At 72.1% G+C, this 12,382-nt stretch carries 14 protein-coding genes and 1 pseudogene; 6 read left to right on the top strand and 9 right to left on the bottom strand.

Annotated elements, in window-relative coordinates; translation table 11 throughout:
- From ACZ7L0_RS02830 to ACZ7L0_RS02800, 7 genes are all read right to left on the bottom strand, one after another.
- Positions 1-1,038 (bottom strand): MCE family protein, encoded by a 1,038-nt coding sequence (locus tag ACZ7L0_RS02830; RefSeq protein ID WP_471240587.1) that lies wholly within the window; start codon positions 1,036-1,038, stop codon positions 1-3.
- Positions 1,035-2,270: an MCE family protein gene (locus ACZ7L0_RS02825; protein ID WP_471240586.1), complete on the bottom strand. Its 1,236-nt coding sequence runs from the start codon at positions 2,268-2,270 to the stop codon at positions 1,035-1,037. The genes ACZ7L0_RS02830 and ACZ7L0_RS02825 overlap by 4 nt, the downstream gene beginning before the upstream one ends.
- A gap of 5 nt (positions 2,271-2,275) precedes the next feature.
- A complete protein-coding gene (locus ACZ7L0_RS02820) occupies positions 2,276-3,079 on the bottom strand; it encodes an MlaE family ABC transporter permease (protein WP_471240585.1) in 804 nt (267 codons plus the stop codon).
- A 3-nt stretch (positions 3,080-3,082) separates the two neighbouring features.
- Positions 3,083-3,853: an MlaE family ABC transporter permease gene (locus tag ACZ7L0_RS02815; protein ID WP_471240584.1), complete on the bottom strand. Its 771-nt coding sequence runs from the start codon at positions 3,851-3,853 to the stop codon at positions 3,083-3,085.
- Positions 3,850-4,779, bottom strand: a complete 930-nt coding sequence (locus tag ACZ7L0_RS02810; RefSeq protein ID WP_471240583.1) for an ABC transporter ATP-binding protein — start codon at positions 4,777-4,779, stop codon at positions 3,850-3,852. Before ACZ7L0_RS02810 ends, ACZ7L0_RS02815 begins: the two co-directional genes overlap by 4 nt.
- A gap of 100 nt (positions 4,780-4,879) precedes the next feature.
- A complete protein-coding gene (locus ACZ7L0_RS02805) occupies positions 4,880-5,917 on the bottom strand; it encodes an RNA polymerase sigma factor (RefSeq protein ID WP_471240582.1) in 1,038 nt (345 codons plus the stop codon).
- Positions 5,918-5,971: 54 nt separating this feature from the next.
- On the bottom strand, positions 5,972-7,033 hold the full coding sequence (locus tag ACZ7L0_RS02800; protein WP_471240581.1) for a lytic transglycosylase domain-containing protein: 1,062 nt from the start codon (positions 7,031-7,033) through the stop codon (positions 5,972-5,974).
- An 85-nt stretch (positions 7,034-7,118) separates the two neighbouring features.
- Between ACZ7L0_RS02800 and polX the strand changes: the two genes are divergently transcribed.
- The gene (polX, locus tag ACZ7L0_RS02795; RefSeq protein WP_471240580.1) at positions 7,119-8,867 is read left to right on the top strand and encodes a DNA polymerase/3'-5' exonuclease PolX; all 1,749 of its coding nucleotides are present in this window, start codon (positions 7,119-7,121) and stop codon (positions 8,865-8,867) included.
- Positions 8,868-8,889: 22 nt separating this feature from the next.
- On the opposite strand, the gene ACZ7L0_RS02790 is transcribed toward polX, so the two are convergent.
- Together ACZ7L0_RS02790 and ACZ7L0_RS02785 are read right to left on the bottom strand one after the other, a co-directional pair.
- Entirely contained in the window at positions 8,890-9,453 is a 564-nt protein-coding gene (locus ACZ7L0_RS02790; RefSeq protein ID WP_471240980.1) for a hypothetical protein, read from the bottom strand.
- 26 nt (positions 9,454-9,479) lie between these two features.
- A pseudogene (locus ACZ7L0_RS02785) lies at positions 9,480-9,617 on the bottom strand (protein kinase domain-containing protein); the annotation flags it as partial.
- 199 nt (positions 9,618-9,816) lie between these two features.
- On the opposite strand from ACZ7L0_RS02785, the gene ACZ7L0_RS02780 reads away from it, so the two are divergent.
- The 5 genes from ACZ7L0_RS02780 (at position 9,817) to pucL (ending at position 12,365) form a co-directional block, all read left to right on the top strand.
- A complete protein-coding gene (locus tag ACZ7L0_RS02780) occupies positions 9,817-10,068 on the top strand; it encodes a YkoF family thiamine-binding protein (protein WP_471240579.1) in 252 nt (83 codons plus the stop codon).
- Positions 10,065-10,418, top strand: coding sequence for a helix-turn-helix domain-containing protein (locus ACZ7L0_RS02775; RefSeq protein ID WP_471240578.1), 354 nt, complete (start codon positions 10,065-10,067; stop codon positions 10,416-10,418). Before ACZ7L0_RS02780 ends, ACZ7L0_RS02775 begins: the two co-directional genes overlap by 4 nt.
- Positions 10,419-10,547: 129 nt before the next feature.
- Entirely contained in the window at positions 10,548-11,066 is a 519-nt protein-coding gene (gene uraD, locus ACZ7L0_RS02770; RefSeq protein WP_471240577.1) for a 2-oxo-4-hydroxy-4-carboxy-5-ureidoimidazoline decarboxylase, read from the top strand.
- Complete coding sequence (uraH, locus tag ACZ7L0_RS02765) at positions 11,063-11,455, top strand: hydroxyisourate hydrolase (RefSeq protein ID WP_471240576.1); 393 nt, start codon at positions 11,063-11,065, stop codon at positions 11,453-11,455. The genes uraD and uraH overlap by 4 nt, the downstream gene beginning before the upstream one ends.
- Positions 11,456-11,462: 7 nt before the next feature.
- Positions 11,463-12,365: a factor-independent urate hydroxylase gene (gene pucL, locus ACZ7L0_RS02760; protein ID WP_471240575.1), complete on the top strand. Its 903-nt coding sequence runs from the start codon at positions 11,463-11,465 to the stop codon at positions 12,363-12,365.
- The last annotated feature ends 17 nt before the right edge of the window (positions 12,366-12,382 follow it).

The raw sequence follows: 12,382 nt of genomic DNA, 5'->3' as shown, positions 1-12,382 counted from the left end.
TCACGATCCGCACCTCGCCCTCGCCACGTGCAGGTCCGGGGTGAGCACCTGCTTCGTCTTCGGCAGCACGATCCGGCCGTCGAAGTCGCAGAGGTAGAAGTTGAACCACGAGCCGTAGGACGCGGTCCCGGTCAGTGCGTCGAGCTTGTTCGGCAGCCGCTTCAGCACGCCCTCCACGGTCTTCTCGTTGTCGTTCAGCGTTCCGGTGAGACCGGCAAGCCCGGCGATGTCGTCCTTCAGCGGCGGCCGGGCGTCCTTCAGCAGCCCGGCGGTGGCGTCCGTCAGGTCGCCGATGCCGACCAGCGACCGCCCGATGGGCTTGCGGTCGGCGGACAGGCCGGAGATCACCCGCCGCAGCTGCTTGAGCAGCGCGGAGAAGCGGGTGCCGCGCTTGTCCAGCGTCTTCAGCACGGTGTTGAGGTTGTCGATCACCGAGCCGATCAGCTGGTCGCGGTCGGCCAGCGTCGTGGTGAGCGAGGCCGTGTGCACCAGCAGGCTGTTCACGGTGCCGCCCTCGCCCTGCAGCGTCTTGATGATCTCGGTGGCGAGCTGGTTGACGTCCCCGGGGCTGAGCGCGGCGAACAGCGGTTTGAAGCCGTTCAGCAGGGCGCCCAGGTCCAGCGCGGGCTGGGTGCGCGACAGCGGGATCGTGCTGCCGGGCTTCAGCCGAGTGCCGTCGCCCGCGCCCTCGGTCAGCGCCACGTACCGCTGCCCGACCAGGTTGCGGTAGCGGATGACCGCGTGCGTGCCGGTGAGCAGCGGCCGGTCCGCGCCGACGGTGAAGGTGATCTCCGCCAGCGTCCGGTCCTTGATCCGGATGCCCTCGACCTCCCCGACCCGCACCCCGGCGACCCGGATGTCGTCGCCCTTCTCCAGACCGGTGACATCGCTGAAGACGGCGCGGTACGTGCGCTCGGGGGTGAAGGAGACGTTGACGATGGTGGCGGCGAGCAGGGCCGTCGCCAGGATCGTCACCAGGGCGAAGAGGCTGAACTTGATCAGTGGGGCGGCGGTCTGCCGGGCTCCTGCGGTGCTCATGCGACGCTCACCGCCGTTCCGCGCGCCATCGGCCCGAACAGCAGTGTCGCGACCGGCGGCACCTCGTCGGCGGGCACGCCCAGCACGGGTGAGACGAGCGAGCCGACGGCGCGCTGCTCGGCCCGGGTGGCGGAGACGCCGGGGGGAGCGGACGAGCCCGGCTTCTTCGAACCGTCGTCGAGGTGCACACCGGGCGCGGGCACGGAAGGATGCGGCAGGTCGCGGCAGTTCGGCCCCGACCGGTCCGCGTAGCGCGGCTCCTCGCCGGGCGTGTACGCCCCCCGCTGACGCACCACTTCCAGCGTGATGTGCATCGTGCCGTCCCGGAACGCCTGCTCGGAGGCCTGTTCCTGGTGGACCAGGCCGGCGAGGAGGCAGGGGTACTCGGGTGAGTAGCGGGCGAAGAGCTCCAGGGTGGGGCGGGAGACCCGGCCGAGGGTGATCAGCCGGTCGCCGTTCGCGTCCAGGAAGCCGTTCGCGGTGCCGGCGACGCCGGCCGTCGTGGTGAGCGCGGACGCGATGCGGTCCCGCTCCTCGACCAGGGTGCGGCTGGTGGTGACGGTGTTGCGCAGGATGCCCATCAGGTCCGGTGCCGCGTCGCCGTAGACCTCGGCGACGTCGGCCAGCCGGGCGAAGTCCTCGGTGAGCGAGGGCAGATGGGGGTTGAGGCGGTGCAGATAGGCCTCCACACGGGTGAGGTTGTCGCCGATCCGGTCGCCGCGTCCTTCGAGGGCGGTGGCGAGGGCGGAGAGCGTGGCGTCGAGCTTGCCGGGCTGCACGGTCCGCAGCAGCGGCAGCAGGTCGTTCATCAGCTGCTGCAGTTCGATGCCGACGCGGGTGCGGTCCTGGGTGATGACGTCGCCGGCGCGGATGGGCCGGGCAGTGGAGTGCTCGGGCGCGACCAGGTCGACGTACTTCTCGCCGAACAGCGTCTTGGGCAGCAGCCGCGCCCGTACGTCGGAGGGGATGTCGGCGACGTACTCGGGCTTGAGCGCGATGTCGAGGGTGGCCTTCCGCCCGTCGGCGCGCACCGCGCGCACCTCGCCGACGAGCAGCCCGCGCAGCTTGACGTCGGCCCGCGGGTCGAGCTGGTTGCCGAGGCTGCCGGCCTCCAGCTCGATCCGGACCGCCGGGGTGAACACCTGCCGGTACACGGCGACCGACAGCGACAGCAGCAGGGCGAGCACGGCGAGGAACAGCACGCCGTACAGCCGCAGTCTCAGCACTCTCACCCGGCTCACCCCGCGATCCGCACGGTCGTGCTGGCGCCCCAGATCGCCAGCGACAGGAAGAAGTCCAGGACGTTGATCGCCACGATCGAGGTCCGCACGGCGCGGCCCACCGCGACGCCGACGCCGGCCGGGCCGCCGCTCGCGTAGTAGCCGTAGAAGCAGTGCACCAGGATGATCAGGACGGCGAAGACCAGCACCTTCCCGAAGGACCACAGCACGTCGACCGGCGGCAGGTACTGCTGGAAGTAGTGGTCGTAGGTGCCCGCGGACTGCCCGTAGTAGCCGGTCGTGATGGCGCGGGCGGCGAGGTAGGAGGACAGCAGCCCGATCACGTACAGCGGGATCACCGCGACGAAACCCGCGATCATGCGGGTGGTCACCAGGAACGGCAGCGAGGGCACGCCCATCACCTCCAGGGCGTCGGTCTCCTCGCTGATCCGCATCGCGCCGAGCTGGGCGGTGAACCCGGCGCCGACCGTCGCGGACAGCGCGAGCCCGGCCACCAGCGGGGCGATCTCCCGGGTGTTGAAGTACGCCGACAGGAACGCCACGAAGTTGGAGGTGCCGAGCTGGTTCAGCGCGGCGTACCCCTGCAGGCCCACCTCCGTGCCGGTGAAGAACGACAGGAAGGCGATCACACCGACCGTGCCGCCCACGACGGCGAGGGCGCCGCGGCCGAAGCTCACCTCGGCGAGCAGCCGCAGGATCTCCTTCTTGTAGCGGCGTACGGAGCGGCCCGTCCACGCCAGGGAACGCCCGTAGAAGGAGAGTTGGCCGCCCAGCTCCTCCAGGCCTTTGAACAGCGCCATGTCTCAGCCCCTCTGCGGGACGACCTGGAAGTACACCGCGGTCATCACGAAGTTCGTCACGAACAGCAACATGAAGGTGATCACCACCGACTGGTTCACGGCGTCCCCGACGCCCTTCGGCCCGCCCTGCGCGGTAAGTCCCTTGTACGAGGCGACGATCGCCGCGATCGCCCCGAACACCAGCGCCTTGATCTCGGCCGCCCACAGGTCGGAGAGCTGGGCGAGCGTGGTGAAGGAGGCCAGATAGGCGCCCGGAGTGCCGTTCTGCAGCACGACGTTGAAGAAGTAGCCGCCCGCCACACCGACCACCGACACCAGGCCGTTGAGCAGCACCGCCACCACCATCGACGCCAGCACGCGCGGCACGACCAGCCGGTGGATCGGGTCGATGCCCAGCACCCGCATCGCGTCGATCTCCTCGCGGATCTTCCGCGCCCCGAGGTCCGCGCAGATGGCCGTGCCGCCCGCTCCCGCGATCAGCAGTGCGGTGACGATCGGTGACGCCTCCCGCAGTACCGCGAGAACGGAGGCGGCCCCGGAGAAGGACTGGGCGCCGAGCTGCCGGGTGAGGCTGCCGATCTGCAGCGCGATCACCGCGCCGAAGGGGATGGACACCAGGGCCGTGGGCAGGATGGTGACGCTCGCGACGAACCAGGCCTGCTGGATGAACTCCCGTGCCTGGAAGGGGCGTCGGGGCACGGTCCGGACGACGTCCAGGGCCATCGCGAAGAGGTTCCCCGACTGCCTGAGCGCTCCGGTCGGTGACAGGCTCATGCGCCGCTCACCGCCTTGTGGCGCGACTCGGCCTCGCGTCGCGCGATCGCCTCCCAGCGCGGCGGGCGGGCGATGCCCGGCCCCGGCAGCAGGCGGGGGGTCAGTTCCGGACCCGGTGCCCCGTCGACGAGTCCGGCGAGCTCCTGCTCGACCTGTGCGGCGTCCTTCTCCTCCGCCATGCCGATCGGGCCCTGCATCCGGCCGTTCAGGAACTGCCGGACGACCGGCTCCTCGCTTCTCAGCAGCTGCTCGCGCGGCCCGAACATGACCAGCTCCCGCCTGAACAGCAGCCCGATGTTGTCCGGGACCTGGCGGGCCGAGGCGATGTCGTGCGTGACGATCAGGAAGGTCGCGTCGATCTGGGCGTTGAGGTCGACGATGAGCTGGTTGAGATAGGCGACGCGTACGGGGTCGAGGCCCGAGTCGGGCTCGTCGAACAGGATGATCTCGGGGTCGAGGACGAGGGCCCGGGCGAGCCCGGCTCGCTTGCGCATCCCGCCGGAGATCTCGCCGGGCAGCTTCCCCTCCGAGCCGATCAGCCCGACCATGTCCATCTTCTCCAGCACGATGCGCCGGATCTCGCTCTCGGATCTGCGGGTGTGCTCGCGCAGCGGGAAGGCGATGTTGTCGTACAGGTTCATCGAGCCGAACAGCGCGCCGTCCTGGAACAGCACCCCGAACAGCTTGCGCACCTCGTACAGCTCGTGCTCCCTGAGGCGGGTGATGTCACGTCCCGCGATCCTCACCGAGCCGCGGTCCGGTTTCAGCAGCCCCACGAGCGTCTTCAGGAAGACCGACTTGCCCGTGCCCGACGGGCCGAGCATGACCGAGACCTCCCCGGCCGGCAGCGTCAGCGACACGTCCTCCCAGATGACCTGGTGACCGAAGGACTTGGTCAGCCCTTCCACACAGATCTCCACACCCATCCGGTCCACCTCTCGGCCCGTGGAGCAGTTCCGACACCTGCTCTACGGGGAGAGGCGGGGGGTCCGTCGCGGGGGACGCGGATTTTTTTGCGGGGTGGTGCTACGGCAGCGCGGTCGGGGTGGGCAGGGCGACCGGGGCGGAGGGGGTGGTGGGGGGCTTCGGGAGGGGCGGCGGGGTCGTGGGGGCCGCGGGCGCGTTCGGTGTGTGGGGGAGGTCCGGGGTGTCGGGGAGGTCCGGGAGGCTCGGGAGTGCCGACACGGTCGGGACCGCGGGGACGGCCGGCACCGCTGACAGGGAGGCCTTCGGCAGGGGCGGTACCGACAGGGGCAGCAGGGACCGGTCGTGGCCGCCGGGTGACGGTGCCGCGGGGGAGGCGGCCGACAGCTCGCGGGCGGGCGGGACGGGTGTGCGGCCGCCGTCCTCGGGCCGCGCGGTCCCGGCGGCGGGCCCGGACACGGGGGACGCGGCGGGCCGGGGAGCCGGGTCCGGCCGGCCCCCGTCGAGGGCGTACGGCAGCACCAACCCCGCAACCGCCAGGGTCGCCGCCGCCGACGCGGCCGCCACCGCCTGCGCCTTGCCACCGGCCCGCAGCCGCCCGCGCCCGAACAGCAGCAGCGCGAACCCGAGCGTCCCGGCGAGCGAGGCGCGCAGCGTCCGCCGGGCCCTGGCGAGCAGCGACTCGACGGTCCGGTAGCTCAGGCCCATCCGGACGGCGACCTGGCCCACGTCCAGGTCCTCGGACTTCAGCCGCAGCGCCTCCGCCTGGCGGGCGGGCAGCTCCCCGCTGCGCACGGCCAGCCATCTGGCCTCGGCCCGGTCGCACACGGCCTCCTCGACCGGCACCGGGCCGGGAGCCATCAGCGTCGGGCTGGTGCGGACCCGCGCCTCGCGGTTGACCTGCCGGTAGCGGTCCACGCACAGCCGCATGGTCACCGTGGTCAGCCAGGCGGCGAGCCGCTCGTCGTCCAGGTCGGGCCGCTCCGCCGCGCGCAGCATCGCCTCGTGCACCGCGTCCTCGGCGTCCTCCTGGCTCATGGACCGGCGCCGGGCCACCTTGAGCAACTGCTCGCGGTGGCTCCACATGCGCTGCCAACGGTCGTCGGCGGCTGCTGTCTCCGCAGGCATGTCCGTCGCCATGAGGGCCCCTTCGCGCTCACCCGCCGGTGTCGTCCCGTCCGGCGGGTGGCGACATTACCCCCCGGTAGCCACGGTTGTGGAGGGGGTGGCGGCCATCGAGTCCCCGCTGTTACTGGTCAGCGGACCACCGCTGGGCAGCAGGTCGCCGGTGGGCAGGCCGATGGACGGGTCGGGTACGGGGACCTGGGGTTTCGCCGTTTTCCCGTCCGCCGGAAGGGAGTTGGAGGGGGTCGGCGAGGCAGCGGACGGCGCGGGGGCCGGGGTGGCCCTCGGGTGCGGTGACGCCGCCGGTTTCGGCGCGGGCGCGGGCTCGGGCCGCGGGGGCGCGGGATGGTCCGAGGGCCGTACCGAGGCGGTGGCGGGGCCGTCCGGGACCACCCGGTGGCCTTCCAGGAAGTACGCGTACCAGGCCCGGACCGTGCGCAGATACGCCACCGAGTGGTTGTAGCCGAGAATCGCCCGGTCCAGCCCGGCGGGCTCGGACAGGTCCCGGCCGCCCGCGCACAGATAGCGCCCGGCGGCCAGCGCCGCGTCGAACACGTTGCCCGGGTCGGCCCGCCCGTCGCCGTTCCCGTCCGCGCCCCAGCGGTCCCAGGTCGACGGAATGAACTGCATCGGGCCGACCGCCCGGTCGTACACCGCGTCCCCGTCGTACGCGCCGCCGTCCGTGTCCGTGACGAGCGCGAAGGCGCCGCCGTCCAGCCGCGGACCCAGGATCGGTGTCACGGTCGTGCCGTCCGCGGTCACCCGGCCGCCCCGCGCCTGCCCCGACTCCACCTGGCCGATCGCCGCCAGCAGCTGCCACCCGAGCCGGCAGCCGGGCGCGGTGCGCGCGAGTTCCGCCTCGGCGTGCCGGTAGGCGGCGAAGACGGTGGCGGGCACCGCGCCGCCCCCGCCCACCGGTGCCTTCTTCCCCTGCCGGGCCCGGGCCAGCGGCGGGAGCTCGGTGCGGTACGGGGTGTCACCCGACACGCTCGGCCCGTGCCCGGCGGGCCGCTCCACCGGTACGGCCGCCCGTGCCGGGGCCGCCCCCGGCGCCTGTGACGCGGTCAGCGCGGCCATCGCCGCCGCCGCGATCGCCGTACCCCTGGCACCCCTGACTCCGTTGCCTGCCACGTCGTGCTCCCCTCCCTGTGGGCCGCTGTCGTCTGCTCTACGCGGGAGGGCGGCGCGTCCGTCGCGGCCTGCCTACCCTGAAGGTGTGGCTCGGTCCAACGACGAGGTCGCCGCGCTGCTCGGGGAGTACGCGGACCTGATCTCGATCACCGGAGGGGACGCGTTCAGGGCACGCGTCTACGAGAAGGCCGCCCGCGCGATCGGCGGCCACCACGCCGACGTCTCCACCCTCGACCTCGAAGGCCTGCAGGAGATCCCGAACGTCGGGAAGTCGATCGCCCGGAAGGTCCTCGAATACTTCGACACGGGCAGCGTGTCCGCCGTCGAGGAGCTGCGGGCGAAGATCCCCGCCGGGGTCCGCCGGCTGACGGCCATCCCCACGCTCGGCCCGAAGAAGGCCCTGACGGTCTACGAGGAGCTGGGCGTCTCCTCGGTCGACGAACTGGCCGACGCCATCCACCGGGAGCGGCTGCGCGACCTGAAGGGCTTCGGGCCGAGGACCGAGGAGAACATCCTCCACGGCATCGAGCTCCTGCGGTCCGCCGGGGACCGGGTCCAGCTCGACGCCGCCACGGACCTCGCCGACGACATCGTGGCCGCGCTGTCCCGGGTGCCGGGCTGCCTGCGGTGCGCCTACGCCGGGTCGCTGCGCCGGGTCCGCGAGACGATCGGCGACATCGACGTCCTCGCGGCGGCCCGGAAGCCGGCGCCGCTCATGCGGGCGTTCACCGAGCTGCCGTACGTCACGGAGGTGATCGCGCACGGCGAGAAGAAGACGTCCGTGCGGACCTCCCGGGGGCTGGCCGTCGATCTGCGCGTGGTACCGCCGGACTCCTGGGGGGCGGCACTGCAGTACTTCACCGGCTCCAAGGCCCACAACATCCGCACCCGGGAGCTGGCCGTGCACCAGGGGCTGAAGCTCTCCGAGTACGGGCTGTTCGACGTCGAGAGCGGCGAGAAGATCGTCTCCGAGACGGAGGACGAGGTGTACGCCCGGCTCGGCCTGCCCTGGATCCCGCCCGCGCTGCGCGAGGACCGCGGGGAGATCGAGGCGGGGCTGCGCGGCGAACTGCCCGACCTGGTGACCGAGGCGGACATCCGGGGCGATCTGCACACCCACACCGACCTCACCGACGGGCTCGCCCCGCTGGAGGAGATGGCCGAGGCCGCCGCCGGGCGGGGCTACGCCTACTACGCGATCACCGACCACGGGCCCGACATGGCCATGCAGCGCATGACCGACGAGCGGATGCTGGCCCAGCGCGAGCGGGTGCGCGAGCTCGACGGCGTGTACGCCACCCGCGCCGGCCGCGGCGGGCTGCGGCTGCTGCACGGCGCCGAGCTGAACATCGGCCCCGACGGCGAGGTGGACTGGCCCGCGGAGTTCCTCGCCGGCTTCGACCTCTGCGTGGCCTCGGTGCACTCGCACTTCAACCAGCCGCGCGACGCGCTGACCCGCCGTCTCGTACGGGCCTGCGAGAACCCGTACGTCAACGTCATCGGCCACCCCACCACCCGGGTCATCGGCAAGCGGCCGGGCATCGACGCCGACCTCGACGCGGTCTTCGCGGCCTGCGCCCGCACCGGCACCGCCCTGGAGATCAACGCCCACCCGGACCGGCTGGACCTGCGTGACGAGGACATCCTGCGGGCCAGGCGGTACGGGGTGCGGTTCGCCGTCGACAGCGACGCCCACTCCGTCCTCCACCTGGCCAACCTGCGCTACGGCGTGGGGACCGCGCAGCGCGGCTGGCTCACCGGGGACGACGTGATCAACACCTGGCCGCTGGCACGGCTGCGGCGGTTCCTGCGCAAGGGGAGGACAGGGCGGTGAACCGCGCGGCTGCCCGGCCCCCTCACCCTTGGTGGGTGACGCTCACCTTCACGGTCAGCGTGCCCCCGTTGTCCTCGCAGCAGAACCCGGCGGTGTCGTTCATGCCGAGCTGCAGGGTGCCGTTCCCGGTGGCCCGGAAGGTCAGCCTCCGGCTGCCAGCCATCGCCGACTGGACGACCTGACCGACGGTCTTCGTCTTCGGACCCTCCTCGAGCGGCAGCACCCCGGTGAGGAACAGGCCGCCTGCGACACCGGCCGCCGGCACCGCCGTACCCGCCAAGGCCCACCACAGCCGCTTGCGGCCCACCGGGCGGGGCGGCGTGGGGATGGTCTCCCCGGCCGGGGCGAGCCGCTCATGGCCGCTGGTCACGGTGTGCGCGTCGGCCAGTGTGGGCGAAGGGCGCAGTACGCGTACGGTCGCCGGCGGCAACGGCCCGGCGTCCGCTTCCCCCGCCGCGACGCGCAGCAGCGCGGAGCGCGCACCGGCCGCCGAAGGGCGTTCGTCAGGGGACTTGCGCAGCATCGCCTCGACGAGCGGGCGCAGCGGGCCGAGCCGCTCGGGGAGAAGGGGTTCCTCGTACGCCACTCGCCGTCGTCCAGGGCCGCGATGCCGAAGTCGGTGAGGACGGCGTTGCCGTCGCGGCGCAGCAGGACGTTGGCGGGTTTGATGTCGCGGTGCGGGGTGCCGGCCGCGTGCACGGCCTCCAGCGCGTCGAGCAGCTGCGGCCGCTTCCCGAGCGGCTTGGCCACGTGTAGGGCGGGGGGCGCCCCGGTCGGTTAGGGTCGCCTCGTGGCGGACCAAGCGGCTCCGTCCCGGTGAAGCCGATTGGCCTGGGGTGCCTCGCGGCTGCGAAGCGGTCGACCGATGCGTCCCCGTGGTGCCCCGATGTGCCCCCGCGGTGGGTGATCTGGGTAAAAGCACAGGTCAGAGGCATGTTCTGGGGGTACGATGCGTTTGCGAGTGGAGTTCACGACCGAACCCTTCGACTTGGACGAGGCGCCCGCGCACGCCCTGGTGGCGCGCGAGGTCGTCCAGGCGGCCGAGCTGGACGCCGTCGATGTCGGCCCGTTCGGCAACACGGCCGAGGGGAGCGCGGACGCCGTCCTCACCGCCGTGGACGCGGTACTGCGCAGCACCCTTCAGGCCGGTGCCACCCGGATCTCGCTCCAGGTCAATGTGATCGGGGAGGACGGCAGGTGAGCGGAGAGGAGCCCTTCATCGCGGCCGTGAAACCGCTGGTCGACGCCATCGGCGGGGAGATGCTGCCGCCGGACGAGGCCGGCCCCGACGATGTGGTGCTCGCCTGGGCGGGCGTCGAGGCCGTCGCCGTACGCCTGCCGCAGCTCGCCGACTCCCTCGACCACATCCTGGCCGCCATGGAGCGCAAGAAGGGCAAGCCGCTGGCCGAGCTGGACCGCAAGGCCAAGCAGGAGGTCGTACGGACCCTGGAGGCGCGCGGCGCCTTCTCCGTCCGGCACGGTGTGGAGACCGTGGCGAGCGCGCTCGGCGTGAGCCGCTTCACCGTCTACAACTACCTCAACCGCGACTGAACCCGGTCACCCGGGCACCTGGTCACCCGGAATTTTCAACAAACTGTTGACGTCGTGTCCCCGGAGGGCGTTAGCTAGCCGCAGCCAGCCCGTTCAGCACGACGGCCGTCCGCGGCCACGGAGGCTCCCGTGACTTCGACTTCCACGCCCCCGGGCCTGGCCCGGTTCAACGTCCTGGAGGAACACGCGGCCTTCGCCGCCCTCCACGAGGCGTGCGCCTCCACGGCGTGGGCGCGGCGGCTGCTCGCCGCCCGCCCCTACGCCACCGCCGACGACCTCTACGCCGCCAGCGACGCCGCCATGGCCGAGTTGACCACCGAGGACCTGCGGGAGGCGATGGCCGGGCATCCGCCGATCGGCCGCCCCAAGCCGGGCGACCCGTCCTCCGCCCGCGAGCAGAGCGGCATGGCCGGCGCCTCCGCGGAGCTCAAGGCGGAGATGCTCGAACTGAACCTGGCCTACCAGGAGCGGTTCGGCCATGTCTTCCTCATCTGCGCCACCGGCCGGACCGGCGAGCAGATGCGGGACGCGGCCAGGGAGCGGATCGGCAACCCGCCGGAGCGGGAGCGGGAGATCGTCCGCACCGAACTGGGCAGGATCAACCGCATCCGGCTGGCCCGACTCGTCGAACAGGACGCCCGACCATGAGCACCGCCACCACCGCCTCCGTGTCCACGCACATCCTGGACACCTCCGCCGGCCGCCCCGCCGCGGGCGTCGCCGTCCGGCTGTCCGCCCGCGGCGGGAGCGAGGGGCGGTGGCAGGCGCTCGGCGGCTCGGCGACCGACGCGGACGGGCGGTGCAAGGACCTGCCCGCGCCGCCGGAGGGGACCACCCACGTACGGCTCGACTTCGCCGTCGAGGCGTACTTCGAGAAGAAGCAAGCCGATGCGCAGCAGGACGCCCCCGCGAATCGGGACAGCGGTGCCGTGTTCTTCCCCGAGGTGGTCGTCACCTTCGCCGTACGGGCCGGGGAGCACTACCACGTACCGCTGCTGCTCAACCCGTTCGGCTACTCCGTTTACCGAGGGAGCTAGCAGACACATGCCCATCCTGGGACAGAACCAGTACGGCAAGGCCGAGAACCGAGTCGTCAAGATCACGCGGGACGGCGCCACCCACCACATCAAGGACCTCAACGTGTCCGTGTCGCTCTCCGGCGACATGGACGAGGTCCACTACTCCGGCTCGAACGCCAACGTCCTGCCGACCGACACCACCAAGAACACGGTGTACGCGTTCGCCAAGGAGCACGGCATCGAGTCGGCCGAGCAGTTCGGCATCCACCTCGCGCGCCACTTCGTCACGAGTCAGGAGCCCATCCACCGGGCCCGTGTCCGCATCGAGGAGTACGCCTGGGAGCGGATCGAGCACTCCGGGAAGGGCGCGCACTCCTTCGTCCGCAAGGGCCAGGAGACCCGGCTGACCCAGATCACGTACGACGGCTCGGCCTGGGAGGTCGTCTCCGGGCTGAAGGACCTCGTCGTGATGAACTCGACCGACTCCGAGTTCTGGGGCTACGCCAAGGACAGGTACACGACGCTGAAGGAGGCCCACGACCGCATCCTGGCCACCGAGGTCTCCGGCCGCTGGCGGTTCAACTGGTCCGCCGACGACACGGAGACGCCCGACTGGAACGACTCCTACGAGCAGGTCAGGACACAACTGCTGCAGGCCTTCGCCGAGACCTACTCGCTCTCGCTCCAGCAGACGCTGTACGCGATGGGCGCCCGCGTCATCGACCACCGCGGCGAGATCGACGAGGTCCGCCTCTCGCTCCCCAACAAGCACCACTTCCTCGTCGACCTGGAGCCCTTCGGGCTGACGAACGACACCGCCGACTCAGCCGTGTACTTCGCCGCCGACCGCCCCTACGGCCTGATCGAGGCCACCGTCCTCAGGGACGGCCGCGAGGCGAGGATCCCGGCGGACCTCACCAACCTCTGACGCGGACACGGAACCGG

The sequence above is a fragment of the Streptomyces sp. NPDC039424 genome, from assembly GCF_055639495.1.
This window is presented reverse-complemented; position numbering and strand designations above follow the sequence as displayed.

What these genes read in the sequence shown, in the direction of transcription:
- ACZ7L0_RS02815 (WP_471240584.1), bottom strand. Translation starts at nt 3,853, where the DNA reads ATGAGCCTGTCACCGACCGGAGCGCTCAGGCAGTCGGGGAACCTCTTC.
- uraH (WP_471240576.1), top strand. Translation starts at nt 11,063, where the DNA reads ATGAGCACCGCCACCACCGCCTCCGTGTCCACGCACATCCTGGACACC.
- ACZ7L0_RS02810 (WP_471240583.1), bottom strand. Translation starts at nt 4,779, where the DNA reads ATGGGTGTGGAGATCTGTGTGGAAGGGCTGACCAAGTCCTTCGGTCAC.
- ACZ7L0_RS02830 (WP_471240587.1), bottom strand. Translation starts at nt 1,038, where the DNA reads ATGAGCACCGCAGGAGCCCGGCAGACCGCCGCCCCACTGATCAAGTTC.
- ACZ7L0_RS02805 (WP_471240582.1), bottom strand. Translation starts at nt 5,917, where the DNA reads ATGGCGACGGACATGCCTGCGGAGACAGCAGCCGCCGACGACCGTTGG.
- ACZ7L0_RS02820 (WP_471240585.1), bottom strand. Translation starts at nt 3,079, where the DNA reads ATGGCGCTGTTCAAAGGCCTGGAGGAGCTGGGCGGCCAACTCTCCTTC.
- ACZ7L0_RS02780 (WP_471240579.1), top strand. Translation starts at nt 9,817, where the DNA reads ATGCGTTTGCGAGTGGAGTTCACGACCGAACCCTTCGACTTGGACGAG.
- pucL (WP_471240575.1), top strand. Translation starts at nt 11,463, where the DNA reads ATGCCCATCCTGGGACAGAACCAGTACGGCAAGGCCGAGAACCGAGTC.